This is a genomic window from Kocuria sp. CPCC 205258 (genome assembly GCF_040981005.1).
GTDB classification, from domain to species: Bacteria; Actinomycetota; Actinomycetes; order Actinomycetales; family Micrococcaceae; genus Kocuria; species Kocuria rosea.
The window spans coordinates 1-26,249 of the sequence record NZ_JAVKPS010000008.1 but is presented as its reverse complement, the minus strand read 5'-3'; the positions used below and the strand labels follow the sequence as shown (position 1 = coordinate 26,249).

The 26,249-nt window shown below is 72.9% G+C and carries 19 protein-coding genes; 14 read left to right on the top strand and 5 right to left on the bottom strand.

The features are described 5' to 3' along the window. Nucleotides 1–6 precede the first annotated feature (6 nt). A complete protein-coding gene (locus RF644_RS13680) occupies nt 7–1,146 on the bottom strand; it encodes a DNA polymerase III subunit delta' (RefSeq protein ID WP_368796889.1) in 1,140 nt (379 codons plus the stop codon). Beyond that, nucleotides 1,143–1,862: a dTMP kinase gene (gene tmk, locus RF644_RS13675; RefSeq protein ID WP_368796888.1), complete on the bottom strand. Its 720-nt coding sequence runs from the start codon at nt 1,860–1,862 to the stop codon at nt 1,143–1,145. The genes RF644_RS13680 and tmk overlap by 4 nt, the downstream gene beginning before the upstream one ends. A gap of 81 nt (nt 1,863–1,943) precedes the next feature. Between tmk and RF644_RS13670 the strand changes: the two genes are divergently transcribed. The 3 genes from RF644_RS13670 to RF644_RS13660 all read left to right on the top strand — a co-directional run bounded on the left by RF644_RS13670 (nt 1,944) and on the right by RF644_RS13660 (nt 4,294). Continuing rightward, nucleotides 1,944–3,113 (top strand): PLP-dependent aspartate aminotransferase family protein, encoded by a 1,170-nt coding sequence (locus tag RF644_RS13670; protein ID WP_368796886.1) that lies wholly within the window; start codon nt 1,944–1,946, stop codon nt 3,111–3,113. 10 nt (nt 3,114–3,123) lie between these two features. Further along, the gene (locus RF644_RS13665; protein ID WP_229587767.1) at nt 3,124–3,438 is read left to right on the top strand and encodes a DUF2516 family protein; all 315 of its coding nucleotides are present in this window, start codon (nt 3,124–3,126) and stop codon (nt 3,436–3,438) included. 97 nt (nt 3,439–3,535) lie between these two features. Continuing rightward, nucleotides 3,536–4,294: a phosphoglyceromutase gene (locus RF644_RS13660; RefSeq protein WP_368796885.1), complete on the top strand. Its 759-nt coding sequence runs from the start codon at nt 3,536–3,538 to the stop codon at nt 4,292–4,294. Nucleotides 4,295–4,399: 105 nt separating this feature from the next. Here RF644_RS13660 and phoU read toward each other — a convergent pair whose 3' ends face one another. Continuing rightward, the gene (gene phoU, locus RF644_RS13655) at nt 4,400–5,098 is read right to left on the bottom strand and encodes a phosphate signaling complex protein PhoU (protein ID WP_017831967.1); all 699 of its coding nucleotides are present in this window, start codon (nt 5,096–5,098) and stop codon (nt 4,400–4,402) included. Between the two features lie 220 nt (nt 5,099–5,318). Between phoU and RF644_RS13650 the strand changes: the two genes are divergently transcribed. Both RF644_RS13650 and RF644_RS13645 read left to right on the top strand, forming a co-directional pair. Then, a complete protein-coding gene (locus tag RF644_RS13650) occupies nt 5,319–6,587 on the top strand; it encodes a sensor histidine kinase (RefSeq protein WP_368796883.1) in 1,269 nt (422 codons plus the stop codon). After that, entirely contained in the window at nt 6,584–7,264 is a 681-nt protein-coding gene (locus RF644_RS13645; protein ID WP_368796882.1) for a winged helix-turn-helix domain-containing protein, read from the top strand. The genes RF644_RS13650 and RF644_RS13645 overlap by 4 nt, the downstream gene beginning before the upstream one ends. An 80-nt stretch (nt 7,265–7,344) precedes the next feature. Here the strand turns inward: RF644_RS13645 and RF644_RS13640 are convergent, their stop codons facing one another. Further along, nucleotides 7,345–7,896 carry a hypothetical protein gene (locus RF644_RS13640; protein WP_017831964.1) on the bottom strand — a complete coding sequence of 184 codons (552 nt, stop codon included), beginning with the start codon at nt 7,894–7,896 and terminating at the stop codon, nt 7,345–7,347. 155 nt (nt 7,897–8,051) lie between these two features. Between RF644_RS13640 and RF644_RS13635 the strand changes: the two genes are divergently transcribed. From RF644_RS13635 to glgX, 6 genes are read left to right on the top strand one after another with little or no spacing between them, the layout of a single operon-like run. Then, entirely contained in the window at nt 8,052–8,534 is a 483-nt protein-coding gene (locus tag RF644_RS13635; protein WP_017831963.1) for a CarD family transcriptional regulator, read from the top strand. Nucleotides 8,535–8,541: 7 nt separating this feature from the next. Beyond that, on the top strand, nt 8,542–9,372 hold the full coding sequence (gene ispD, locus RF644_RS13630; RefSeq protein ID WP_368796881.1) for a 2-C-methyl-D-erythritol 4-phosphate cytidylyltransferase: 831 nt from the start codon (nt 8,542–8,544) through the stop codon (nt 9,370–9,372). A gap of 3 nt (nt 9,373–9,375) precedes the next feature. Further along, the gene (gene ispF, locus RF644_RS13625; protein ID WP_368796880.1) at nt 9,376–9,867 is read left to right on the top strand and encodes a 2-C-methyl-D-erythritol 2,4-cyclodiphosphate synthase; all 492 of its coding nucleotides are present in this window, start codon (nt 9,376–9,378) and stop codon (nt 9,865–9,867) included. 35 nt (nt 9,868–9,902) lie between these two features. Further along, complete coding sequence (cysS, locus tag RF644_RS13620; RefSeq protein WP_368796879.1) at nt 9,903–11,333, top strand: cysteine--tRNA ligase; 1,431 nt, start codon at nt 9,903–9,905, stop codon at nt 11,331–11,333. A gap of 35 nt (nt 11,334–11,368) precedes the next feature. Further along, nucleotides 11,369–12,346, top strand: coding sequence for a 23S rRNA (guanosine(2251)-2'-O)-methyltransferase RlmB (rlmB, locus tag RF644_RS13615; protein WP_284562672.1), 978 nt, complete (start codon nt 11,369–11,371; stop codon nt 12,344–12,346). Then, nucleotides 12,333–14,552 (top strand): glycogen debranching protein GlgX, encoded by a 2,220-nt coding sequence (glgX, locus tag RF644_RS13610; RefSeq protein WP_368796878.1) that lies wholly within the window; start codon nt 12,333–12,335, stop codon nt 14,550–14,552. The genes rlmB and glgX overlap by 14 nt, the downstream gene beginning before the upstream one ends. Before the next feature lie 112 nt (nt 14,553–14,664). Here glgX and glgP read toward each other — a convergent pair whose 3' ends face one another. Continuing rightward, nucleotides 14,665–17,262, bottom strand: coding sequence for an alpha-glucan family phosphorylase (glgP, locus tag RF644_RS13605; RefSeq protein WP_368796877.1), 2,598 nt, complete (start codon nt 17,260–17,262; stop codon nt 14,665–14,667). 157 nt (nt 17,263–17,419) lie between these two features. Between glgP and RF644_RS13600 the strand changes: the two genes are divergently transcribed. From RF644_RS13600 to glgB, 3 genes are all read left to right on the top strand, one after another. Then, complete coding sequence (locus RF644_RS13600) at nt 17,420–19,873, top strand: alpha-1,4-glucan--maltose-1-phosphate maltosyltransferase (RefSeq protein ID WP_368796876.1); 2,454 nt, start codon at nt 17,420–17,422, stop codon at nt 19,871–19,873. Between the two features lie 109 nt (nt 19,874–19,982). Continuing rightward, entirely contained in the window at nt 19,983–21,749 is a 1,767-nt protein-coding gene (gene treS, locus RF644_RS13595) for a maltose alpha-D-glucosyltransferase (protein ID WP_017831955.1), read from the top strand. A gap of 53 nt (nt 21,750–21,802) precedes the next feature. After that, nucleotides 21,803–25,741 (top strand): 1,4-alpha-glucan branching protein GlgB, encoded by a 3,939-nt coding sequence (glgB, locus tag RF644_RS13590; RefSeq protein WP_368796875.1) that lies wholly within the window; start codon nt 21,803–21,805, stop codon nt 25,739–25,741. Nucleotides 25,742–26,249 lie beyond the last annotated feature (508 nt).

Below are 26,249 nucleotides of genomic sequence, written 5' to 3'. Positions count from 1 at the left end.
GCGGGGTCAGAGCAGGGAGACGGCCATGGCCTCGAAGGCCAGCTGTGCGCTGACATTGGTGCGGATCCGGTCCCGGGTCCGGCTGATCACGTCGATGCGGTGCAGCGTCCGCTCGGGGGTCGAGTTGGACGCGTGGTCCTGCAGCTGCTGGGCCAGATGCTCGTTGACCAGGGCGGAGCCCGTGCGCAGCTGGAGGGTCAGGACGTCGCGGTAGAAGGTGGTGAGGTCGATGAGGAAGCGGTCGAGGGTGTCCGTCTGGATCCGCCGGGACCGGCGCTTCTGGTCGGCCTCGAGCCGGTTGAGGGCGCCGCGGATGGCCGGCGGCACCCGTCCGGACTCCGGCGCGCCCAGGGCCACGAGCAGCTGCTTGCGCTCCGCCTCGTTGCGGGACTCGGCGTCCGCCTGGGACTCCTCCACGGCGATCTTGTGCAGCCGGTCCGCGGCGCGCACGGCGTCCGGCACCCCGGAGAGCTTCAGCGGCATGGACACGACCTCCTGCCGCCGGGTGCGGGCGTCGTCGTAGAGGGCGAGCCGCTTCGCGATCCCCACGTGGGACTGCGCCAGCCGGGCGCTCTCCTCCGCGCGCTGCCGGGGCACTCCGTGCCGGCGGATCAGCAGCTCGGCCACGTCCTCCACAGCGGGCACCTTCAGCGTGGCCGGACGGCAGCGGGAGCGGATGGTCACGAGCACGTCCATCGGGCTCGGGGCGCACAGCAGCCAGATGGTGTTGGGCGGGGGCTCCTCGATGGCCTTGAGCATCACGTTCGAGGTGCGCTCCGCCATGCGGTCGGCGTCCTCGACCACCATGACGCGCCAGCGGCCCACCGAGGGCCGGTCCTGGGCACGGACCACGAGCTCGCGGGCCTCCTCGATGGTGATCTGCGGGTTCTCCGTGACGAAGTGGGTGAGGTCCGCGTGCGAGCTGGCCAGGACCGTGCGGCACGCGTGGCACTGCCCGCACCCGCGCTCGGCGGGGGCCTCCTGCTCGCACAGCAGGGCCGCGGCGAAGGCGAGCGCCGCGTTGGAGCGCCCCGAGCCGGGCGGACCGGTGAACAGCCAGGCGTGGGTGGGCCGGTCCTCCTGGGCGGCGCGCCGCAGCTGCGCCACCACGGCGTCCTGGCCCAGCAGCTGGTCCCACACGCTCACGCGCCCACCTCCGCGGCCCGGGCGGAGCGGGGGACACCGGCCAGGCGCTCGCGCACGGCGGCCGCGAGCTCCCCGGCCGGCCGGGTGGCGTCGAGCACCAGGTAGCGCTCCGGCGCCCGGCCGGCGAGCTCGAGGAACGCCGCCCGGTTCGCGTCGTGGAAGGCGTCGGGCTCGGTCTCCAGGCGGTCGCCCGCGGTGCCGTCACGGGCCTCCCGGCGGGTCCGTCCCGTGCCGGCCGGGACGTCGAGCAGCACGGTGAGGTCCGGGACGAGCCCGGCCGTGGCCCACGCGTTGAGCTCCGCGACGCGGTCCAGGCCGAGGCCGCGCCCGGCGCCCTGGTAGGCGGCGGAGGAGTCGGCGAAGCGGTCGCAGACCACGGTCCGGCCGGCGGCGAGCGCGGGGCGGATGAGCTGGGCGACGTGGGCGGCGCGGGCCGCGGCGAAGAGCAGGGCCTCGGCGCGGGCGTCGACGGGCCCGTGCGCCGGGTCCAGCACGAGCTCGCGCACCCGCTCGCCCAGCGGGGTCCCCCCGGGCTCCCGGGTGCGCAGGGTGTCGTGCCCCTCGGCGCGCAGGGCGTCCACGAGCAGGCCGACCTGGGTGGACTTCCCGGCGCCGTCCCCGCCCTCGAACACCACGAAGAGCCCGCGCCCGGACGGCGCGGGGGAGGGCGCCGCGGCGGAGGCGGGCGGCGGGGCGGGGGCCGGTCGGGAGGTCACGGTCCCAGCCTATCCACCCGCGCGGACAGCGCCGCCGGTGCGCGCGCGGCTGGGGACGCCGCGGGCCGATAGCCTGGGGCCATGACTGCGCGCTCCGAGACCCCGCCCGCCCACGGCTCCACCGACCTCCGCCCGGACACCGTGCTGGTCGCGGGCGGGCGGCCCGCACCGGAGCACGACGCGCCGGTCGGCCCGTCCATCGTCCTGACCTCCACGTACCGGGGCTCCGGCGGGCTCGACGCCGAGGACCGCACCTACGGGCGGTTCAGCAACCCCACGTGGGAGGACCTCGAGGACGTGCTGGCGCGGCTCGAGCGGGCGGAGCTCCCCGGACTGGCCTACGCCTCGGGACTGGCCGCCGTCGCGTCGGTGCTCTCGCTCGTCCCGGCGGGCGGCCGCCTGGTGCTGCCCCGGCACAGCTACCAGGGCTCCCTGGCCCTGGCCGCGGACCTCGAGTCCCGCGGGCTGCTCACCGTGCGGACCGTGGACGTCACGGACACCGAGGACGTGGTGGCCGCGCTCGACGCCGCCGACCTGCTCTGGCTCGAGAGCCCCACCAACCCCATGCTGGAGGTCGCCGACCTCCCCGCGCTGCTCGCGGCGGCCCGCGAGCGCGGCGTGCTCACGTGCGTGGACAACACCTTCGCCACCCCGCTGCTGCAGCGACCGCTCGAGCACGGCGCCGACATCGTGGTGCACTCCGTGACCAAGTACCTGGCGGGGCACTCCGACGTCGTCCTGGGGGCCGCCGTCACCTCCGACCCTGCCCTGCGGACCCGGCTGAAGGGGCACCGCTCCCTGCACGGCGCGGTCCCGGGCCCGTTCGAGGCGTGGCTCGCGCTGCGGGGGATGCGCACCCTGGCGGTGCGGGTCGAGCGCTCCGCGGCCACCGCCGGAGAGCTCGCCCGCCGCCTCCAGCGGCACCCGGCCGTGCGCGAGGTCCGCTACCCGGGCCTGCCCGGGGACCCCGGGCACGAGCGTGCCGCCGCGCAGATGGACGGCTTCGGCTCGATCGTGGCGATCGTGCCCGCGGGGGACGTCGCCGCCGTCGAGGCGGCCGTGGACGCCCTGCGCGTGTGGACCCCCGCGACCTCGCTCGGCGGGGTGGAGTCGCTGATCGAGCGGCGGCGGCGGCACCACGAGGAGCCGCCCAGCGTCCCGGAGACGCTGCTGCGCCTGTCGGTGGGCATCGAGAACGTCGAGGACCTCTGGGAGGACCTCGACCGCGTCCTGTGCGGGATCGACCGGTAGGCTGGGCGGCGTGGACATTCCCTGGGTCTTCTTACTCGTGCGCTTCATCGACATCGCGCTGGCGCTGGTCGTCGCCGGCCTGGCCGTGTGGGCCTTCGTGGACTGCCTGACCAAGGCGCCGGTGCAGTTCCAGCGCGCCTTCAAGCGCACCAAGGGCTTCTGGCTCGCGCTCACGGGCGGCTCCCTCGCGTTCACGGTCTTCACGCTGATGCTGCTGCGGCCCAGCCTGTTCGTCCTGCTCATCGCGGGCACGGCCGTGGGGGTCTACCTGGCCGACGTCCGCCCGGCCGTGGGCCTGGAGTCCAAGGGCCCCAACAACTGGTGACCGCCCGTCCCCGGGCGCGCGGCGCCCGGCCCCACGACACGGGGCGCCCGTGACGCCGGCTTGTCCCGCGCCGCCGCCCGGGTGGAAGAATGGCCCCATGGCTACCGAATCAGCACCGCACAAGCTCGTCCTGCTCCGGCACGGACAGTCCGACTGGAACGAGAAGAACCTGTTCACCGGGTGGGTGGACGTGGACCTGACCGAGAAGGGGCGGGAGGAGGCCGTCCGCGGCGGTGAGCTGCTCGTCGAGAAGGGGATCGCCCCGGACGTCCTGCACACCTCGCTCCTGCGCCGGGCCATCACCACCGCCCACCTCGCGCTGGACCGGGCGGACCGGCACTGGATCCCCGTGAAGCGGTCGTGGCGGCTCAACGAGCGCCACTACGGTGCGCTGCAGGGCAAGGACAAGACCCAGGTCCGCGACGAGTACGGCGACCAGCAGTTCATGACCTGGCGCCGCTCCTACGACGTCCCGCCCCCCGAGCTGGAGGACTCGTCCGAGTTCTCGCAGGCCGGCGACCCCCGCTACGCGGACGTGCCGGACGCGCCCCGCACAGAGTGCCTCAAGGACGTCCTGGACCGCTTCATGCCGTACTGGGAGCAGGAGATCGTCCCCGACCTGCAGGCCGGCCGGACCGTCATCGTCGCGGCCCACGGCAACTCCCTGCGCGCCCTGGTGAAGCACCTCGACGGCATCTCGGACGAGGACATCGCGGCGCTGAACATCCCCACGGGCATCCCGCTCTACTACGAGCTCGACGAGAACCTCCGCCCGCTCGTGGCCGGCGGCGAGTACCTCGACCCCGAGGCCGCCGCGAGCTCGATCCAGGCGGTCGCCAACCAGGGCAAGAAGTAGTCCCGGAAGGCTTCCGCCCACGGACAGGGGCCGGGTCCACCGTGCTGGTGGACCCGGCCCCTGTCCTGTGCCCGGGCGCGGCTCGGCCGGCGCCCGGGCGAGGGCTCACTCGCCCCCGTCGCGGCCCACGTGGCCGTGGCCGGTGGGGCGGTCGGAGCTGGCCGGGACCCAGTCCCCGGTCACCAGGTAGGAGACCTTGCGGGTCACCGAGACCCCGTGGTCCCCGATGCGCTCGAGGTAGCGGGAGCACAGGGTGACGTCCACGGCGGTGGGCACCGACGAGTCCCAGCTCGGCGCGGCGAGCGCGTCGAAGACGGACTGGTGCAGCTGGTTGACCTCGCCCTTGAGCGAGTAGATGTCGTCGGCGAGGGAGAGGTCGCGGGTCTGGAGCACCTGGATGACGCGGTCCAGGATCTGCAGGTCGAGGTCGAACATCCGGGTGAACGTCTCCACGAGCGGCTCGGGGATGACCGGCTCGGGATAGCGGATGCGCACGGCCTGGGCCAGGTGCCGGGCGAGGTCGCCGGCACGCTCCAGGGAGGCGCTCATCCGCAACGCGCCCACGATCATCCGCAGGTCCGAGGCCACGGGGCTCTGCAGCGCGAGGATGTCGATCGAGCGCTCGTCGAGGTCGTTCTGCAGGAAGTCGATCCGGGCGTCGTTGGAGATGACCTCCTCGGCGAGCTGGATGTCCGCGTCGAGGAGCGCGTCCTTGGCGCGGGCGAGGGCCTCGCGCACCAGGGTCGCGATCTGGATGAGCTCCTCGCCGACCTGGTGGAGTTCTGCCTGGAAAACCTTGCGCACGGATGCGTCCTTTCGAGATGCGGCGGCGTCCGCGGCAGCCGCGGCCGGGGTGCGGCGCGGAGCGGGACGGATGACGTGGGGGCCGGGTGCGAGCACACCCGCCGCCACCGTCACAGCCAGGAGTGAACTTTCGCTCATCTTAGGATGAACGTTGGTTGAACCTGTAGCTCGTGACGCCCGGCGCGGGGCCCCCGCGCCCCCGAGTGCCTAAGCTGGTTCCGTGAGTCCAACTGCCATCGCCGTCGCCGCGGGTCTGCTCGGCTTCGCCCTCGGGGTGAGCGGTCTGATCGCCCTCCGGGTGAGCGGACGGGGCCGCCGCGCCCGCGCCGACGTCCAGGAGCCCACGCTGCCCGACGGCACCGCGGACGTGCTCGCGGTGATCGGCCGGGCCTACGTGGTGGTGGACGGGGTCGACGGCGTGGTGCGCGCCTCTCCGGCCGCCTACGCCTTCGGACTGGTCCGCGGGCACACCGTGGTGCACGAGCAGATGCTCGAGATGATCCGCCGGGCCCGGCGCAGCGGCGTGATCGAGGAGCGGCGGGTCGAGCTGTCCCGCGGACCGTTCCAGACGGGCGCGGTGGTGCTCGACGTCCGGGTGGCCCCCATCGCGGAGGAGTACATCCTGCTGCTCGCCGACGACCAGACGGAGATCGTCCGGGCGCAGTCGATCCGCAACGACTTCGTCGCCAACGTCTCGCACGAGCTGAAGACCCCCGTAGGGGCGATCGGGCTGCTCGCCGAGGCGATCGAGGACGCGGCCGAGGACGAGGAGGCCGTGCGCCGCTTCGCCCGGCGCCTGCACAAGGAGTCCGCCCGGCTGACCGCCCTCGTCCAGGACATCATCGAGCTCTCCCGCTTGCAGGGCGCGGACGTGGTCACCGAGGGCCGGCCCGTGGACCTCAACCAGGTGATCGCCGACGCCGTGGACCGCAACCGGTTCCCGGCCGAGAACAAGGGCATCGAGATCGCGGTGGGCGGGCGCGTCACCCGGCCCGTGTTCGGCGACCCCGACCTGCTCGTCACCGCGCTGCGCAACCTCATCGACAACGCGGTGCACTACTCCCCGGAGGGCACCCGCGTGGGCGTCGGCGTCCGGGAGCGGGACGGGATGGCCCAGATCTCGGTGACCGACCAGGGCCCGGGCATCCCCGAGGACGAGCAGGACCGGATCTTCGAGCGCTTCTACCGCGTGGACGCGGCCCGCTCCCGCCGGACGGGCGGCACCGGGCTCGGACTGAGCATCGTCAAGCACGTCATGTCCCAGCACGGCGGCGAGGCCACCCTGTGGTCGCAGCCGGGCCGCGGCTCCACGTTCACCCTCAGCATCCCCCAGATCGAGGGCGCCGACGACCCCGGGGGGACCGCGCAGCCGGCCCCCGGCGCGACCGCCCGCCCGGTGCCGCAGCAGGCACCACCCCGCCCAGACGCATCGACCCCACGGCCCGCCGCCCCTGCGGCGCGCGCCAGGAGCACGGAGGACCGACAGTGACCCGCATCCTGATCGTCGAGGACGAGGAGTCCCTCAGCGACCCGCTCTCCTACCTGCTGGGGAAGGAGGGGTTCGAGGTGGAGGTCGTCGACAACGGCGTGGACGCCGTGGCCGAGTTCGACCGGACCGGCGCCGACCTGATGCTGCTGGACCTCATGCTCCCCGGGCTGTCCGGCACCGAGGTGTGCCGTCAGGTGCGGCAGCGCTCCTCCGTGCCGATCATCATGCTCACGGCCAAGGACGCCGAGATCGACAAGGTGGTCGGGCTCGAGCTCGGCGCCGACGACTACGTCACCAAGCCCTACTCGTCCCGGGAGCTCGTGGCGCGGATCCGCGCGGTCCTGCGCCGGCAGGGGGAGCCCGAGGAGCTCGTCTCGGCGACCGTGCAGGCCGGCCCCGTGCGGATGGACATCGAACGGCACGTGGTCAGCGTGCACGGGGAGCGGGTGGCCATGCCGCTCAAGGAGTTCGAGCTGCTGGAGATGCTGCTGCGCAACGCCGGGCGCGTGCTGACCCGCGGGCAGCTCATCGACCGGGTCTGGGGCTCGGACTACGTGGGGGACACCAAGACCCTCGACGTCCACGTCAAGCGCCTGCGCGCCAAGATCGAGCCCGATCCCTCCGCCCCGCGGCACCTCGTGACGGTGCGGGGCCTGGGCTACAAGTTCGAGGGCTGAGCCGGCGGCCCGGCAGACGGAAGGGCCCGGAACCCCGAGGGGTTCCGGGCCCTTCCGCTCGGGCGCGCCGGTGGGAGTCGTCAGTGACCGCTCTCCTGGCCCACCATCTCCTCGACGGGCACGGGCGTGTTGGAGGGGTTCGCCGGGGTGCTCGGCGCGCCGCCGGGGATGAACTCGGCGTAGCGGGAGAAGGTGTGGTCCAGGACCGGGACCCGCTCGGTGAGGGACTCGCCGCCGGCGGTGAACTCGGTCTCGACCATGAGACCCGGCTCGGCGCCGGCACGGTCCACGGTCACGACCGGGTCGTCCTGGTCGAGGTCCACGGTGCCGCCGGCGGGGATCTGCACCTCGGCGGTGGCGCCGTCGACGTCCATCGACAGCGTGACGTCCTGGTCGCCGTCGTTCACCAGGGTGCCCAGCACGCGACCCTCCTGGTCGGCGCCGGTCGCCACGATCAGCACGTTGGCCAGCTTGACGTCCCCGACCTGCTCCACGATGCCGTCCGCGGCCGAGTACACCATGGTCGTGGCCGGCGGGTTGATGTAGGCGCATCCGGCGGTGGTCAGCAGGGCGGCCGCGGCGGCGGCACTCAGGCCTGCGCGACGCAGCTTCTGGCGGGCGGCGATCTTCACGGCGCGTACTCCTCGGGAGCTCAGGACGATGTCCCGACCAGCTTATCCGTTTGCCGACGGATCGTCCGCATCGACGGGCCCCCGGTCCCCGTCCGTCCCGGATCGGCGAATCCTACACCGTGTTAGAATGGAAGTTCTGAAAGGGGTATTTCCATATGGTTTTTGAGGTTGGCGAGACGGTTGTCTACCCGCACCACGGCGCGGCGACCATCGAGGAGATCAAGACCCGCACCGTCAAGGGCGAAGAGAAGATGTATCTCAAGCTCAAGGTGACCCAGGGGGATCTGGTGATCGAGGTGCCCGCGGAGAACGTCGACCTGGTGGGCGTGCGCGACGTCGTCGACGAGGACGGGCTCAAGAAGGTCATCTCGGTCCTGCAGGCGAAGGACACCGAGGAGGCCAGCAACTGGTCCCGGCGCTACAAGGCCAACCTCGAGAAGCTCGCCTCCGGCGACGTGCTCAAGGTCGCCGAGGTCGTGCGCGACCTCTGGCGCCGCGACCGCGACCGCGGGCTCTCGGCGGGGGAGAAGCGGATGCTGACGAAGGCCCGCCAGATCCTCACCTCCGAGCTGGCGCTCGCCAAGAAGATCGACGAGGAAGAGGCCGAGAAGCGCCTCGACGACATCCTGGCGTCCTGACCGACCCGTGAGCGGGAACGCACCACGGTCCACCACGGCGAACCCGCCCTCCCCGGAGGGCGGGTTCGCCGTCGTCGTCGTGGCGGCGGGCTCCGGCACACGACTCGGGCACGGCATCCCCAAGGCCCTGGTGGCCCTCGACGGCCGCCCCCTCCTGGAGCACGCGCTGCGGGGCATCCGGTGCGCCGGGCTGACCGGGCCCGTGCTGGTGACCGTCCCGGCCGGGGACGTCGAGCTCTCCGCGACCGCCCGGGCGCACGGCGCGCGGCCCGTGACCGGCGGCGCCTCCCGCGCGGAGTCCGTGCGCGAGGCGCTGACCGAGCTCGCGCGGTCCGAGCCCGCCTGCACCGCGGTGCTCGTCCACGACGCCGCCCGCTGCCTCACCCCGCCCGAGGTCTTCCGCACCGTCGTGGACCGGCTGCGCGCCGGGGAGCGCGCCGTGGTCCCCGTGCTGCCCGTGGCGGACACGATGCGCCGGGTCGACGACGCCGGACGGTCGCTCGGCACCGTGGACCGCACGGTGCTGCGCGCGGTGCAGACCCCGCAGGGCTTCGACCTCGCCCTGCTCCGGTCGGTGAACCGCGCCGCCGCGGAGGCCGGGACGGATCCCGGGTCCGTCACCGACGACGCCTACCTCGTGGAGGCGCACGCCCCGGGGACCACCGTGCTGACGGTGCCCGGCCACGAGCACGCCTTCAAGATCACCCGCCCGCTCGACCTGGTGCTGGCCGAGGCCGTGCTGCGCGGCCGCGCACCGGGCACGGACGCGGCGGTGCCCGTCACCGCCGCTCCTACCCCCGGCCCTCACCCCGACCTGCTCGACCCCGAGGAGCCCTGACCCGTGATCCTGCCCCGCACCGGCATCGCCGTCGACGTCCACGCCTTCGGGCCCGAGGGCACCCCGCTGTGGGTCGCGGGCCTCGAGTGGCCGGGGGAGCGCGGTCTCGCCGGGCACTCGGACGGGGACGTCGTGGCCCACGCCGCCGCCGACGCCCTGTTCTCGGCCTCCGGCACGGGCGACCTGGGCGCCAACTTCGGCGTGGACCGCCCCGAGCTGGAGGGCGCGTCCGGGGTGCGGATCCTCGCGGAGGCGGCCCGGATCGTGCGGGAGGCCGGCTTCGAGATCGGCAACGTGGCCGTGCAGCTGATCGGGAACCGGCCGCGGTTCGCGCCGCGGCGGGCCGAGGCCGAGGCCGTGCTCACCGCCGCGGCCGGCGCGCCCGTCACGGTCAGCGCCACGACCTCCGACCGGCTGGGGCTCACGGGCCGCGGGGAGGGCCTCGCGGCCGTGGCCACCGCGCTGGTCGTGCCCGCGGACGCGCGCCGGGCCTGACCGGGGCGCCACCGCCCGCCCTTATGATGGGCCGTGTGACTCTGCGCTTCTACGACACCGCCACCGCGACCGTGCGGGACTTCGCGCCCGCCCACCCCGGCGAGGCCCGTCTGTACTACTGCGGCGCCACCGTCCAGGGCATGCCGCACATCGGCCACGTCCGCTCGGCCCTGGTCTTCGACCAGCTCGCCCGGTGGCTCGCCCACCGCGGCTACCGGGTCACCACCGTGCGCAACGTCACCGACATCGACGACAAGATCCTCGCGAACTCGGCCGCGTCCTTCGCCCCCGACTACGCCGGCGACCACCCCCGCGAGCCGTGGTGGGCGCTGGCCTATCGGTTCGAGCAGGCGTTCAACGCCGCCTACGACGCCATCGGCGTCGGCCGGCCCACCTACGAGCCGCGCGCCACGGGCCACGTCCCCGAGATGCACGCCCTGATCCGCACCCTCGTCGACGCCGGGCACGCCTACCCGGCGCCGGACGGCTCCGGGGACGTCTACTTCGACGTCCGCTCCTGGGAGCGCTACGGCGAGCTCACCCACCAGTCGGTCGACGACATGCAGGACGCCCCCGACGCCGACCCCCGCGGCAAGGGGGACCCCCGCGACTTCGCCCTGTGGAAGGGGCACAAGGCGGGCGAGCCCGAGACCGCCCGCTGGGACTCGCCCTGGGGCGCCGGCCGGCCCGGCTGGCACCTCGAGTGCTCCGCCATGGCCGCGAAGTACCTCGGTGAGCACTTCGACATCCACGGCGGCGGACTGGACCTGCGCTTCCCCCACCACGAGAACGAGCTGGCCCAGTCGGCGGCGGCCGGGCAGCGGTTCGCGACGCTCTGGCTGCACAACGGGCTGGTCACCTACGCGGGCGAGAAGATGTCCAAGTCGATCGGCAACACCGTCTCCCCGGCGGAGATGCTCACCGAGGCCCGGCCGCTGGCCGTGCGCTACTACCTCGGCCAGGCCCACTACCGCTCCGTGCTGGACTACCGGCCCACCTCCCTCGCCGAGGCCACGGCCGCGGTCGAACGGGTCGAGTCCTTCCTGCGCGCGGCCCGGGAGGCCGGCGCCGACCTCGACGGGGCGGCCGGGGACGTGCCGACCGCCTTCGGCGACGCCATGGACGACGACCTCAACGTGCCCCAGGCCCTCGCCGTTTTGCACGAGACCGTCCGCGCCGGCAACTCCGCGCTCGCCGACGGCGTGGACGCCGCCGCGCCCGCCCGGGCGGTGCGCGCCATGACCGACGTCCTCGGCCTGAGCGCGCTCATGGACCTCGGGGACGCCGCCGGGAACGCCGCCGAGCACGCGGCCCTCGACGCCCTCGTGCGCTCGCTGCTGGCCCAGCGCGACCAGGCCCGCGCCGCCAAGGACTGGGCCCGGGCCGACGCCCTCCGGGACGAGCTCGCCGCCGCCGGCGTCGCGGTGCGCGACGCCGCCGGCGGATCCACCTGGTCCGTGGCCTGACCGGCCCGCACCACACCGACCGAACAGAGGAACCCATGCCAACCCCCAAGCAACGTCCCGGCGCGATCCGCAAGAACAAGAAGGGCCCGCTGGTCGGCACCGGCGGCCACGGACGCAAGGCCCTCGAGGGCCGGGGCCCCACCCCCAAGGCCGAGGACCGCCCGTACCACAAGGCGCACAAGATGAAGAAGGCCGCCGAGCGGCGGCAGGGCCCGGGCGGCCGCTCCCCGGCCCGCACCCGCGGCAAGGTCCAGGAGGACCTCGTCACCGGGCGGAACTCCGTGGTCGAGGCGCTGCGCGCGGACATCCCCGCCAAGGCCCTGTACGCGGCGAGCAAGATCGATGTCGACGACCGCGTGCGCGAGATCCTGCAGCTCTGCGCCGAGCGCGGGATCACGATCCTCGAGGCCTCCAAGGGCGAGCTCGACCGGCTCACCAGCGACGCCGTGCACCAGGGCGTGGCCCTGCAGGTGCCGGCCTACGAGTACCAGGACGCCGTGGAGGCGGCCCGGAAGTTCATGACCCAGTGGGAGAAGCGGCACATCCGGCGCCCCCCGCTGATGGTCGCCCTCGACGGGATCACCGACCCCCGCAACCTCGGCGCCATCATCCGCAGCGTCTCCGCGTTCTCCGGCAACGCCGTGATCGTGCCCGAGCGCCGGTCCGTGGGCGTCACGGCCTCCGCCTGGAAGACCAGCGCCGGCGCCGCGGCCCGCGTGCCCGTCACCAAGGCGGCCAACCTCAACCGCACCCTCGAGGAGCTCAAGGCCATGGGCTACTTCGTGGTCGGCCTCGACGGCGGCGGCGACGTCGAGCTGCCCGGCCTCGAGCTGGCCACCGAGCCGCTCGTCATCGTGGTCGGCTCGGAGGGCAAGGGCCTGTCCCGGCTGGTCACCGAGAACTGCGACCAGGTCGTCTCCATCCCCATCGACTCCACGATGGAGTCGCTCAACGCCTCGATGGCCGTGGGCATCACCCTGTACGAGGTGTCGCGACGCCGTGCTGGTTCCTGAGCCCCGGCGGCAGGACACCGGTCGGCCGTACGTCTCCCACCCCTACCCCCTCGGGGTCCACCCCTCTCCGGAGCGCGACGGCAGCGCGAACGTGGCGGTCTACGCCCCGGGGATCCCCGACCTGGACATCGTCTTCCGGCTGCCCGGCGGCCGCTGGCAGCGGCGGCGGCTCACCGGCCGCACCGGCGGCGTGCACCACGGGACGATCCCGCCGGCCGAGCAGCAGCGGCTCTCGGAGACGGGCTTCGACTACCTGCGGCACCGGGACGAGGCGCCGGCCCTGCCCGCCGGCACGGAGTACGGGTTCGTGCCCGCCGACTCGCCGGTCGCCTCCCGCCACCGCTCCCCGGACCCGGTCGCCCAGCAGATCCTGCTCGACCCCTACGGCAAGGGGCTGCGCCGCGTCGCCCCGCCGCCCGGCGTCGTCGATCCGGGCCCCGACGCCTACGGGGGCCGCTACGTCTCCGTGGTGGTCCAGCAGGACTTCGACTGGGACGAGGACCGCCGCCCGGCCACCCCGTGGCGGGACACCGTCGTCTACGAGGCGCACGTCAAGGGCCTGACCGCCCTGCACCCGGACGTCCCGGAGGAGTTGCGGGGCACGTACGCCGGGCTCGCGCACCCCGCGATGACCGGGTACCTCACGTCCCTGGGCGTCACAGCCGTCGAGCTCCTGCCCGTGCACGCCCACCTGGACGAGCCGCACCTCACGTCCCTCGGGCTGAGCAACTACTGGGGCTACAACACCCTGGGCTTCTTTGCCCCGCACGCCGGCTACGCGACCGAGGCCGCCCGCGCCCGGGGACCGCAGGGCGTGCTGGACGAGTTCAAGGCGATGGTCCGGGAGCTGCACCGCGCGGGGCTCGAGGTCTACCTCGACGTCGTCTACAACCACACGGCGGAGGCCGGCCAGGAGGAGCCCGCCTACTGCTGGCGGGGACTCGGCGACGAGGCCTACTACCGCCACGGCGAGGACGGCCGCTACGTGGACGTCACGGGGTGCGGCAACTCCGTGAACTTCGGCAACCCGCGGGTGGTGCAGATGGCGCTGGACTCCCTGCGCTACTGGGTGGAGCGCTGCCACGTGGACGGCTTCCGCTTCGACCTCGCCCCCGAGCTGGCCCGGGACGAGCGCCACCGCTTCACCCGCAACCACCCCTTCCTCGTGGCCGTCGGCGCGGACCCCGCCCTGTTCGGGACGAAGCTCATCGCCGAGCCCTGGGACGTGGGCATGGGCGGCTGGCAGACCGGTCACTTCCCCGAGGGGTGGGCCGACTGGAACGACCGCTTCCGGGACACCGTCCGCGACTTCTGGCTCACCGGCCCGCGCAGCATGAGCCTGGGCGGGGACGGGGGCAACGCCGCCCGGCTCGCCGGGGCGCTCGCCGGCTCCTCGGACATGTTCGCCGCGTCCGGGCGCAGCGCCCTGGCGTCCGTGAACTTCGTGACCGCCCACGACGGCTTCACGCTGGCGGACCTCGTCTCCTACGACAACAAGCACAACCAGGACAACCTGGAGAAGAACCGGGACGGGACCAACGACAACCACTCGTGGAACCACGGGGTGGAGGGCCCGGCGCGCGACGTGCGGATCCGGGCCGACCGGGCCCAGACCATGCGCAACGTCATGGCCACCCTGCTCTTCTCCCAGGGCGTGCCCATGATCACGGCCGGGGACGAGTTCGGCCGCACCCAGCGCGGCAACAACAACGCCTACTGCCAGGACAACGAGCTGTCCTGGGTGGACTGGCGGCTCACGCCGGCGGACCGCGCCATGCTCGCGGCCACCCGCTCCCTGATCGGCGTGCGCGGGGAGTTCCTGGCCGGACAGCCGTCCCACTTCCCGACCCGCCCCGACGAGGTGATGATGCACTGGTTCGGCCCCGACGGCTCGGCCATGACCGCCACCGGCTGGCAGACCCCCGGGGCCCGGACCATCCAGGTGCTGATCGGGTCCCGCGGCGGTCGGGTGGCGGGGCTCATGGTGATCAACGGCGCGAGCGCCGACATGGCGATCACCTTCCCGAACCTCGCGGAGCTCCTGCGGCCGGACGAGCAGGGGCACCCCCTCGCGAAGGCCGACGGCGTCTACTCCCTGGTGCACAGCACGGCCTCCGTGCTGCACGGACGCTACGGGACGCGCTACCGGGCGGGCCAGGCGCAGGGCGTGCCCGCCGGCTCGGTGACGCTCTTCCGGGTGCTCTGAGCACCCGGGTGCGCTGAGGGGCCCGGTGCGCTGAGCCGCGGGGGCACGCGCAGGAGGGGCCGCACCCGTGGATCACGGGTGCGGCCCCTCCTGCGCGCCGCGCGGCGGCTGCTCAGGCGTTGGTCACCAGTCCCAGCTCGGCCTTGTCGGCGAGCTCGGGGTGGGCGGGCAGCAACCGGACGGTGTAGCCGAACGGGCCCGAGCGGTCCACGGTGATCGTGCCGCAGAACTTGTGCCGCCCCCCGCCGAGGTCGCCGACGGGGCTCAGGCCCGCGTACTTGCGCTCGTGGATGTGGTCCGTCTCCGAGACCCGGCCGTACCCGATCTCCGCGCACACGTCCTCCGGGCTCAGCGAGCCGAGGGACACATAGGCGCACACCGTGAGCTCGTCCCCGATCTGGGGCTCCTGGGCCACGCCCTCGGCGTCCACGTGCTCGACCGCCACCTGGCCCCACGCCTGGCGCACGCGCCCGACCCACCGGGACTTCGCCCGGGCGGCCGCGTGGCCGTCCAGCGCCGCCCGGCGGCCCGAGACGGCGGCCGGGACGTAGAGGTGCTGCACGTAGTCCTCGAGCATGCGCTTGGCGGAGACCTGCGGGCCCAGCGTCGCCAGGGTGTGCTTGACCATGGCCAGCCACTGGTGGGGCACGCCGTCGGTGTTCGGGTCCGAGCCCTCCGCCGTCTCGCCGTAGAACCGCGGGGCCACGTGGTTCTCGATGAGCTCGTAGAGGGCGGCGGCCTCGATGTCGTCGCGCTCGTCCGGGTGCGCGCCCTCGTCGGCGGTCGGGATGGCCCAGCCGTTCTGGCCGTCGTACATCTCGTCCCACCAGCCGTCGAGCACCGAGAGGTTCAGCCCGCCGTTGAGGGCGGCCTTCATCCCGGACGTGCCGCACGCCTCGAGCGGGCGCAGCGGGTTGTTCAGCCACACGTCGCAGCCCGGGAAGAGGGTCCGGGCCATCGCGATGTCGTAGTTGGGGAGGAACACGATCCGGTGGCGCACCTCCGGGTCGTCCGTGAAGCGCACGAGGTCCTGGATCAGGCGCTTGCCCTGCTCGTCGGCAGGGTGGGACTTCCCGGCGACCACGAGCTGGACGGGGTGCTCCGGGTCCAGCAGGATCCGCTTGAGCCGCTGCGGGTCCCGCAGCATGAGCGTGAGCCGCTTGTAGGTGGGCACCCGGCGGGCGAAGCCGATCGTGAGCACGCCCGGGTCGAGGACCGAGTCGGTCCAGCCCAGCTCGGCGTCCGCGAGACCGCGCTTCTTCCACGACGCCCGCAGCCGGGCCCGGACGTCCTCCACCAGGCGGGTGCGCAGCTCCCGGCGGACGGCCCACAGCTCGGCGTCGTCGGCGCCGTAGATCCGGCGCCACCGCGCGGCCCGGTTCAGGTCCGAGCCCATCGGGTCGAGGGCCAGCTCCGCCATGCGGGGGTCGATCCAGGTCATGACGTGCACGCCGTTGGTGATCGAGCCGATCGGCACCTCGTCGACGTCGAAGCCCGGCCACAGCCCCTGGAACATGCCCCGGGAGACCACGCCGTGCAGCTTGGCCACCCCGTTGGCCCGCTGCGCCAGGCGCAGGCCCATGACCGCCATGTTGAACTTGGCGGGGTCGCCGCCGTCGTAGTCCTCGGCGCCCAGGGACAGGACCTTGGCCGTGGGCACGGACGGGGCGAGACCCGCGTTGAGGAAGTGCTCGATCTGCGCCTGCTCGAACCGGTCGATGCCCGCGGGCACCGGGGTGTGGGTCGTGAACACGGTGGCCGAGCGCACCGCGGTCAGGGCCTCGTCCCACGTCATCGGCTCGGTCCCGTCCGCCGGGTCCATGAGCTCCGCGATCCGCTCGACGCCCAGGAACCCGGCGTGGCCCTCGTTGCAGTGGAAGACCTCCGGGGCGGGCGCCCCGGTCAGCCGGGAGAAGGCCCGCAGCGCCCGGATCCCGCCCATCCCGAGGAGCAGCTCCTGCTGGAGCCGGTGGTCGCCGCCGCCGCCGTAGAGGCGGTCCGTGACGTTGCGGGCGTGGTCGTCGTTGTCCGGGATGTCGGAGTCGAGCAGCAGCAGGGGCACACGGCCGACGTCGGCCCGCCAGATGTGGGCGGACAGGGAGCGGCCGTTGGGCAGGGGCAGGGTGATCCGGGCCGGGCTGCCGTCCTCCTCCCGCAGCAGCGTCAGGGGCATGCCGTCCGGGTCGAGCACGGGGTAGGACTCCTGCTGCCACGCGTCGCGGGACAGGGACTGCTTGAAGTAGCCGTGCTGGTAGAACAGGCCGACCCCCACCACCGGCACGCCGAGGTCCGAGGCGCTCTTGAGGTGGTCGCCGGCGAGGATCCCCAGCCCGCCCGAGTACTGGGGAAGCACGGAGGTGACACCGTACTCGGCGGAGAAGTAGGCGATGGACCGCGGGGCGTCCTCCGCCTGCGTCTTCTGGTACCACAGGTCGTCGGTGAGGTAGCGCTCGAGATCGGCGTCCAGCTCATCGATCCGGCGCACCGTGGCCGGGTCCTGGGCGATCTGCTGGATCTCCTCCCGGGTGAGGGAGCCGAGGAGCTTGACGGGGTCCCCGTGGACCGCGTCCCAGGCCTGCGGGTTCAGCTCGGCGAACAGCTGTTCGGTGGGCCGGTGCCAGGACCAGCGGAGGTTCCTCGCGAGTCGGCTCAGAGGGGCGATGGACTCCGGCAGCACGGTGCGCACGGTGAATCTACGGATTGCCTTCACGCCGTCAGACTACCGGTGCGGCGGCGCCGGACGGCGGTGCCGCCGCCCATCCGTCCCCCGGCGCGCCGCACCGCCCGACCGGGGCCGTGACACCGGGACGGCGACACCGTCCCACGGTTCGACAGCGGGCTTAACGATCGCCGGGTTTGTCGCTAACGTGGTCCAGGTGAGCCAAGCCAACACGCCGCCCCCGTCCGACCCGGCCTCGAGCCCGTCCGGCGCGCCCGCCCCCGACCCCTCGACGACGACGCCCGCCCTTCCCGGTGCCGGGTCCGGTGCCGCCGCGGCGCCGGCCGAGCAGCCCGCGAAGAAGGCACCGGCGCGGCGCAGAGCGTCCACCGCCCGGAAGGCCCCGGAGCCCGAGGTCACGGCGCCCGTGGCCGACGAGCCCGGCATCGCCGTCGTCCCCGCGACGGAGCCCAAGCCGCGTGCCAAGCGGGCGTCCACGGCCAGGACGGCCGCGGCGAAGTCGGCCGCAGGGACGCCCGCGGCCAAGGCCGCCGGCACGAGGACGGCCACCGCCAAGAAGGCCACCACGCCGCGGAAGTCGACGACCACGCGCCGGAAGGCCGCCGGCTCGGCGTTCTCCCGCGAGGGCCTGGTCTACGGCCGGATCCCGGTCGTCGGCGTGAGCCCCGTGGTCGAGGACGGCCGCTTCCCGGCGAAGGCCGTGCCGGGCGAGTCGATCCGCGTGGGCGCCACCGTGTTCCGCGAGGGCCACGACGCCCTGGGCGTGACCGCGGTGCTCTACGACCCGCAGGGCGCGGAGGCCGAGCGCGTGCCGATGCGCCTCACCACCCCCGGCACCGACCGCTACGAGGCGTGGCTGACGCCGTCGTCCGAGGGCGCCTGGACCTTCGCCGTGGAGGGCTGGGGAGACCTGTTCGAGACGTGGCGCCACGCCGCCGAGATCAAGGTGGGGGTCGGCCAGGACGTCGACCTCATGATGGCCGAGGGCGTCGTGCTCTTCGACCGCGCCGCCGCGGAGCCGGGCCGCCCGGACTCCGACGCCGAGCTGTTCCGCGCGGTCTCCCGCACGCTCGGCAACGGCGAGCTGCCCGCCGAGCACCGGCTCGAGGCCGGCACCTCCGCCGAGGTCCTCGCCGTGGTCGCCGAGCGGCCGCTGCGGGACCTCGTGACCGAGAGCCGCCGCTACCCGCTGAAGGTCGAGCGCGCCGCCGCCGGCCGCGGGTCCTGGTACGAGTTCTTCCCCCGCTCCGAGGGCGCCGTGTTCGACGCCGAGTCCGGCACGTGGGCCTCCGGCACCTTCCGGACCGCCGCCGAGAGCCTCGACCGCGTCGCGGCCATGGGCTTCGACGTCATCTACCTGCCCCCGATCCACCCGATCGGCACGGCGCACCGCAAGGGCCCGAACAACACCCTGGTGGCCGGTCCGCAGGACCCGGGGTCCCCGTGGGCCATCGGCGCCCCCGAGGGCGGGCACGACGCGATCCACCCGGACCTCGGCTCGTTCGAGGACTTCGACGGCTTCGTGGCCCGCGCCGGGGACCTGGGCCTCGAGGTGGCCCTGGACCTCGCCCTGCAGGCCTCCCCGGACCACCCGTGGGTCACCGCGCACCCGGAGTGGTTCACGACCCGCGCCGACGGCTCCATCGCGTACGCGGAGAACCCGCCGAAGAAGTACCAGGACATCTACCCGATCAACTTCGACAACGACCCCGAGGGCCTGTCCCTCGAGGTGCTGCGGATCGTGGAGCTGTGGATCTCCCACGGGGTGAAGATCTTCCGGGTCGACAACCCGCACACCAAGCCCCTGTGGTTCTGGGAGTGGCTGATCGGCACCGTCAACGCCAAGCACCCCGACGTCGTGTTCCTGGCCGAGGCGTTCACCCGCCCGGCCATGATGCAGGGCCTCGCCCGGGTCGGCTTCCAGCAGTCCTACTCCTACTTCACCTGGCGCAACACCAAGAAGGAGATCGAGGAGTACCTCGAGGAGGTCAGCCACGAGACCTCGGCGGTGTACCGGCCGAACTTCTTCGTCAACACCCCCGACATCCTCACCGAGTACCTGCAGTTCGGCGGTCCCGCGGCCTTCAAGATCCGTGCCGTCCTGGCCGCCACCGGCTCGCCCCTCTGGGGCGTCTACGCCGGCTACGAGCTCTACGAGCACGTGGCCCGGGCCGGCGCCGAGGAGTACGTCGACAACGAGAAGTACGAGTACCGGCCCCGCGACTTCGCCGGCGCCGAGGAGCGCGGCGTGTCCCTCGCCCCGTACCTCACGCGGCTCAACGAGATCCGGCGCCGGCACGCCGCGTTCGGCGACCTGCAGAACCTGACGGTGCAGTCCACGTCCGACGACGCCCTGGTCGCCTTTTCGAGGACGAAGACCGTCCGGCACGGGGGCTCGAGCTACAAGGACACGGTGATCGTGGTCGTGAACGTGGACCCGCACGCGACCCGGGAGGGCACCGTGTGGCTGGACCTGGAGTCCCTGGACCTGGACGACGCGGACTTCAACGAGGACGGCAGCTTCTGGGTGGACGACCTGCTCAGCGGGAACTCCTGGAAGTGGGGCACGCACAACTACGTGCGCCTGGACCCGCACTACGACCCCGCGCACGTCCTGCACGTCCGCCGCAACGTCAAGTAGGGGCTCGACCGCACCCCGTCGGGGCCCTCCCGGGCGACGTCCCCGGGAGGGCCCCCTCCGCAAGCTCCGATGGCCTCCGACCCACCTGTCCGAAAGGCGGCACCCCCGCATGAGCATCTCGCCGTACTCGCTCAACGCCCCCGGCATCTCCCACGACCCCGACTGGTTCCGCAAAGCGGTGTTCTACGAGGTGCTCGTCCGGGCGTTCTCCGACGCCAACGGTGACGGCTCCGGCGACTTCTCCGGCCTGATCGACAAGCTCGACTACCTGCAGTGGCTGGGCATCGACTGCCTCTGGCTGCCGCCGTTCTTCGAGTCCCCGCTGCGCGACGGCGGCTACGACATCTCGGACTACTACTCGGTGCTCGACGAGTTCGGCACGATCAGCGACTTCAAGCGCCTCGTGGCCGAGGCGCACGCCCGCGGCCTGCGGGTGATCATCGACCTCCCGCTCAACCACACGAGCGACCAGCACCCGTGGTTCCAGGCCTCCCGCGAGGACCCCGAAGGGCCCTACGGCGACTTCTACGTGTGGTCGGACACGGACGAGCTGTACCAGGACGCCCGGATCATCTTCGTGGACACCGAGGAGTCGAACTGGACGTTCGACCCGATCCGCCGGCAGTTCTTCTGGCACCGGTTCTTCTCCCACCAGCCGGACCTCAACTTCGAGAACCCCGCCGTGGTGGAGGCCGTCCACGACGTGGTGAAGTTCTGGCTCGACATGGGCATCGACGGCTTCCGGGCCGACGCGATCCCGTACCTGATCGAGGAGGAAGGGACCAACTGCGAGAACCTCCCCGGCACCCACGACTTCCTGGTCGAGCTGCGGCGCATGATCGACGACCAGTACCCGGGTCGCGTGGTGATCGCCGAGGCGAACCAGATGCCGCACGAGGTGGTGGAGTACTTCGGGAGCGAGCAGGACCCCGAGTGCCACATGTGCTTCCACTTCCCGATCATGCCGCGGATCTTCTACGCGCTGCGGGACCAGAAGGCCGCCCCGATCGTGGAGACCATGCGGGAGACGCCGGACATCCCGCGCGGCACCCAGTGGGGCACGTTCCTGCGCAACCACGACGAGCTGACCCTCGAGATGGTGACCACCGAGGAGCGCCAGGCGATGCTCGGCTGGTACGCCCCCGACTCGCGCATGCGCGCCAACGTGGGCATCCGCCGCCGCCTGGCCCCCCTGCTGGACAACTCGCGGGCCGAGATCGAGCTGATCCACGCCCTGCTCCTGTCCCTGCCGGGCAGCCCGTTCCTGTACTACGGGGACGAGATCGGGATGGGCGACAACATCTGGCTCGACGACCGCGACGCGTCCCGCACCCCCATGCAGTGGACCCCGGACCGCAACGCCGGGTTCTCCAAGGCGGACCCGGGCAAGCTGTACCTGCCCGTGGTGCAGTCGCTGGTCTACCACTACAACCAGGTCAACGTGGAGGCGCAGCTGGCGTCGTCGTCGTCCCTGCTGCACTGGATGCGCCAGATGCTCGCGGTGCGCAAGGCGCACCCGGCGTTCGGCCTCGGCTCGTACGTCGGCGTGGAGACGGACCACGACTCCGTGCTCGCGTTCCTGCGCGTGCTCCCCGACGAGGAGGCCGACGACGGGCGCGGCGAGACCGTGCTGTGCCTGTTCAACCTCGCGCACACCCCGGCGTGCGCCCGGATCCGGCTGCCCCAGTTCGCGGGCCGCGGGCTGCGCGAGCTCTTCGGCGGCGACCTGTTCGGTGAGGTGGACGAGGCCGGGGAGTACCGCATCACCCTCGGCAGCCAGGACTTCTTCTGGCTGCGCCTCCGGGCCGCTCCCCGTGACGACGGCACGTCCCCCCAGACCACGGCCATGCCGATCATCACCGCCACCAAGTCCTGAGCGCGTCCGCGCGTCCGGCCACCTCCTCGCCCGTCCCGGAAGGACCCGATCCCATGACCGACCAGCACCCCGACGAGCTCCTCGACCTCCTGCGCCGGTGGCTGCCGCGGCAGCGGTGGTTCCCCTTCGCGGACGGCGGTGCGGGCACGGAGCTGCGGGTCGTCGCCCAGCTGGCCCTCCCGGACCAGGAGGGCGCCGGCGCCCGGCTCCTGCTGGTCGAGGCCTCCGAGGGGGCGCGCACCGAGCTGCTCCAGGTGCCGCTGAGCTTCCGCGCCGCGCCCCTGGAGGGCGCCGAGCGCTTCCTCGTCGGCGAGCTGGCGCCCGCCGCGGCCGAGGACGCCGGGACGGGCGTCCCGGCGGAGGAGGCCGCCACCCCGCGCCGGGCCGCGCGCTTCCTCCGGGACCGGGCCGCCCGCGCCGGCCGTGCCGTGGCCCACCGCACCGGGCTGCCGCTGCCCGGTGCGGAGGACGCCGTGGCCGGCCCCTGGGTCTACGACGGGGTCGGCGACCCGGCGTTCGTCGGGCCGGTCCTGGGGCTCATGCAGCGCGCGGAGCAGCTCAGCTCGGGCCCGCTCGGGCTGACCGTGACGGGCGCGCACGCCGACGTGCTGCGCGTCCCCTACGCGGTCGAGACGCCCGCGCAGGTCCGCGTGATCTCGAGCGAGCAGTCGAACTCCTCGGTGATCCTCACCCCGCCCGCGGGTCGGGCGGACGCCGACGCCGTGATCGTGAAGTTCTTCCGTGTGCTGGGGGAGGGCGACAACCCGGACGTGGAGGTGGGCCGTGAGCTCACCGCGCTCGGCTGCCCCGCGGTGCCGAGCACCTTCGGGTGGCTCGACGCCCGCTGGCGCACCGGGCTGAGCACCGTGCAGGGCCAGCTGGCCGTGGCCACCGAGTTCCTCGCCGGCTCCGCCGACGCGTGGGGCCGGGCGGTCGAGGCCGCGGAGCAGGGCACGGACTTCACCGAGGAGGCCCGCGAACTGGGCCGCACCACCGCGCGCGTGCACCGCGACCTGGGCCGCGCGTTCGGCGCGGACGCCCCCGACGACGACGCCCGCGCCCGCCTCCTGAACGACCTCGGCGGCCGCCTGCGCTGGGCCCGCACGGAGACCGGCTCCCTGTTCTCGGAGCACTCGGCCGCCCTCGACCAGCTGATCACCTCCCTCGGCGACGTGCCGGAGCTGCCCCCGCTGCAGCGCATCCACGGCGACTACCACCTGGGCCAGGTCCTGCAGACCGAGGACGGGCAGTTCAAGGTGCTCGACTTCGAGGGGGAGCCCCTGCGCGCCATCGAGGAGCGCACCCGGCCGGACGTCGCCCTGCGCGACGTGGTCGGCATGCTGCGCTCCTTCGACTACGCCGCCGCCTTCGGCGCCCGTGCCGGCGCGGCGGACGCCGAGGAGTGGGGCCGGCGCGCCGGCGACGCGTTCCTGGCAGGCTACGAGCAGGGCGCCGGGCACCCGGTGGACCGCGGGTCGCCCCTGTTCCAGGCGCTGTGGCTGGACAAGGCCCTGTACGAGGTCGTCTACGAGCAGCGCAACCGCCCCGACTGGGTGGAGGTCCCGGCAGCGGCGGTTCGCCGTTCACTGGAGAGCCTCCGGTCGCGTAGCGTGAACCCTGATACCGCCGGTGCGGACCCCGCCCCCGGCACCGACCACGACGACGACAGCTCCCGCTCCGCGCGACTCATGCCCGCGGCAGCGGGAACGGAAATCGAGGACGCAGTGAGCGCCAGCACTCCGCAGGACCGATCCGACCCCGTCCAGAAGTCCCGCGCCGTCCCGGCCGGCCACGACGTGGCCCCTGCGGGACCGGTGCCCGTGGCCGAGCACGTGCTGGCCGCCGTGTCCGAGGGCCGCCACCACGACCCGCACAGCGTCCTGGGCGCCCATCTGAACCCGGACGGCAGCGTCACCGTGCGCACGCTGCGCCGGTTCGCGTCCGCGGTCGCGGTCGTGACGCAGGACGGCACCTTCGAGCTCGAGCACGAGTGGGGCGGCATCTTCACGGGCGTGGTCCCCGCGCACGAGCCGGGCCGGATCCCCGACTACCGCGTGGACGTGACCTACCGGGACCTGGAGCCGCAGCGGCTGGACGACCCGTACCGCTTCGGGCCGACCCTCGGCGAGCTGGACCTCCACCTCATCGGCGAGGGCCGCCACGAGACGCTGTGGACCGTCCTCGGCGCGCACGTGCGCCGCTACCCCTCCGCGATGGGCGACATCTCCGGCGTGGCCTTCGCCGTGTGGGCGCCCAACGCCCAGGCGGTGCGGGTCATCGGCGACTTCAACGGCTGGGACGGCAGCGAGCACGCCATGCGCTCCCTCGGCTCCTCGGGTGTGTGGGAGATCTTCGTCCCGGGCCTGGGCTCCGGCGCCACCTACAAGTTCCGCATCCTCGGCCGGGACGGCGGCTGGCGCGAGAAGGCGGACCCCATGGCCTTCGGCACCGAGGTGCCGCCGTCCACCGCGTCCCGCGTCTTCGAGTCCGACTACGAGTTCCAGGACGACGCCTGGATGGCGCGCCGGGCGGCGACCGATCCGCACAACGCGCCCATGAGCGTCTACGAGCTGCACATCGGCTCGTGGCGCAAGGGCCTCGGCTACAAGGACCTCGCGAAGGAGCTCGTCGAGTACCTCACCTGGCAGGGCTTCACCCACGTGGAGTTCATGCCCGTGGCCGAGCACCCGTTCGGCGGGTCCTGGGGCTACCAGGTGACGTCCTACTACGCCCCGTCCTCCCGCTTCGGCAGCCCGGACGAGTTCCGCTACCTCGTCGACAAGCTGCACCAGGCCGGCATCGGCGTGATCGTGGACTGGGTCCCGGGTCACTTCCCGAAGGACGAGTGGGCGCTGGCCCGCTTCGACGGCGAGCCCCTGTACGAGCACGCCGACCCCCGCCGCGGCGAGCACAAGGACTGGGGCACGCTGATCCCCGACTACGGCCGCAACGAGGTCCGGAACTTCCTGGTGGCCAACGCCTCCTACTGGCTCGAGGAGTTCCACGTCGACGGCCTGCGCGTGGACGCGGTCGCGTCCATGCTCTACCTGGACTACTCGCGCAACGAGGGGGAGTGGGAGCCCAACGTCTTCGGCGGCCGCGAGAACCTCGAGGCGATCGCGTTCCTCAAGGAGGCCAACGCCACCGCGTACAAGCGCACCCCGGGGATCGTCATGATCGCCGAGGAGTCGACGTCGTACCCGGGCGTGACCCGGCCGACCGACGCCGACGGGCTGGGCTTCGGGCTCAAGTGGAACATGGGGTGGATGAACGACACCCTCGAGTACATGGCGGAGGATCCGGTCAACCGGTACTACCACCACAACAAGCTCACGTTCTCGCTGGTCTACGCGTTCTCGGAGAACTTCCTGCTCCCCATCTCCCACGACGAGGTCGTCTACGGCAAGGGCTCCCTCCTGCGCAAGATGCCGGGCGACCGGTGGCAGCAGCTCGCCAACGTCCGCGCCTACCTGGCGTTCATGTGGGCCCACCCCGGCAAGCAGCTGATCTTCATGGGCACGGAGTACGCCCAGGAGTCCGAGTGGTCCCAGGAGCACGGCCTCGACTGGTGGCTCTCCGAGACCCCGCCGCACAAGGGGGTCCAGGAGCTGGTCCGCACACTCAACGGGATCTACCGGGAGACCCCCGCGCTGTACGAGCGGGACAACAACCCTGCGGGGTTCGAGTGGATCGACGCGGCCGACGCCGGGCGCAACACGCTGTCCTTCACGCGCTGGGACGAGCAGGGCAACCCGCTCGTGTGCGTGGCGAACTTCGCCGGCAACCCGCACGAGAACTTCCGGCTGGGCCTCCCGTGGGCGGGGGAGTGGGTCGAGGCGCTCAACACGGACTCCGAACTCTTCGGCGGTTCGGGCGTGGGCAACCTCGGCAAGGTCACCGCCACCGAGGGCGCCCACAACGGCAACCCCGCCTCGGTCGAGCTGACCGTCCCGCCGCTCGCCGTCCTGTACCTCAAGCCGGCCGAGCACTGAGCCGGCCCCGGCCGTTCCCGCGGGAGCCGGCCGGAGTCAGGGGAAGGGCCCGGATCCTCGGATCCGGGCCCTTCCGCCGTCCCGGGACCGGGACGCGGGGCGCTCGGAGAAACCGCCGGCGGGTGACGGCGACGGGTCCGGGAGGCCGGTTTGCACGGGCCGCGGAAACCGAGTAACTTCATCCAAGTCGTCGCGGCGAGGAACTCCTCCGGGAGATCCACGGGGCGGCATCCCCCACCGAACGGTCCCGACCGAGCAGCCAGCGAGTTGCACGGGGACGGAAAAGTGTTAGAGTGGGAGATTGTGAGCTTCGCCGGAAGGTGGCGCCGTCACGATCAGGTAACCAAGAGTTCACCTGAGATTGACCGGGGTCGACCGGAAGGGCTAAGGTTGCAGAGCACTCCGGCAGCAAGGTGTCAAGCGAGACACGGCTGATCGGTCTGTTGTTTGAGAACTCAATAGTGTGCCATGTTTGTTGATACCGGATGTTTTATTCGGTTGATTGGTT

What these genes read in the sequence shown, in the direction of transcription:
- RF644_RS13670 (WP_368796886.1), top strand. Translation starts at nt 1,944, where the DNA reads ATGACTGCGCGCTCCGAGACCCCGCCCGCCCACGGCTCCACCGACCTC.
- RF644_RS13660 (WP_368796885.1), top strand. Translation starts at nt 3,536, where the DNA reads ATGGCTACCGAATCAGCACCGCACAAGCTCGTCCTGCTCCGGCACGGA.
- RF644_RS13635 (WP_017831963.1), top strand. Translation starts at nt 8,052, where the DNA reads ATGGTTTTTGAGGTTGGCGAGACGGTTGTCTACCCGCACCACGGCGCG.
- rlmB (WP_284562672.1), top strand. Translation starts at nt 11,369, where the DNA reads ATGCCAACCCCCAAGCAACGTCCCGGCGCGATCCGCAAGAACAAGAAG.
- treS (WP_017831955.1), top strand. Translation starts at nt 19,983, where the DNA reads ATGAGCATCTCGCCGTACTCGCTCAACGCCCCCGGCATCTCCCACGAC.
- glgB (WP_368796875.1), top strand. Translation starts at nt 21,803, where the DNA reads ATGACCGACCAGCACCCCGACGAGCTCCTCGACCTCCTGCGCCGGTGG.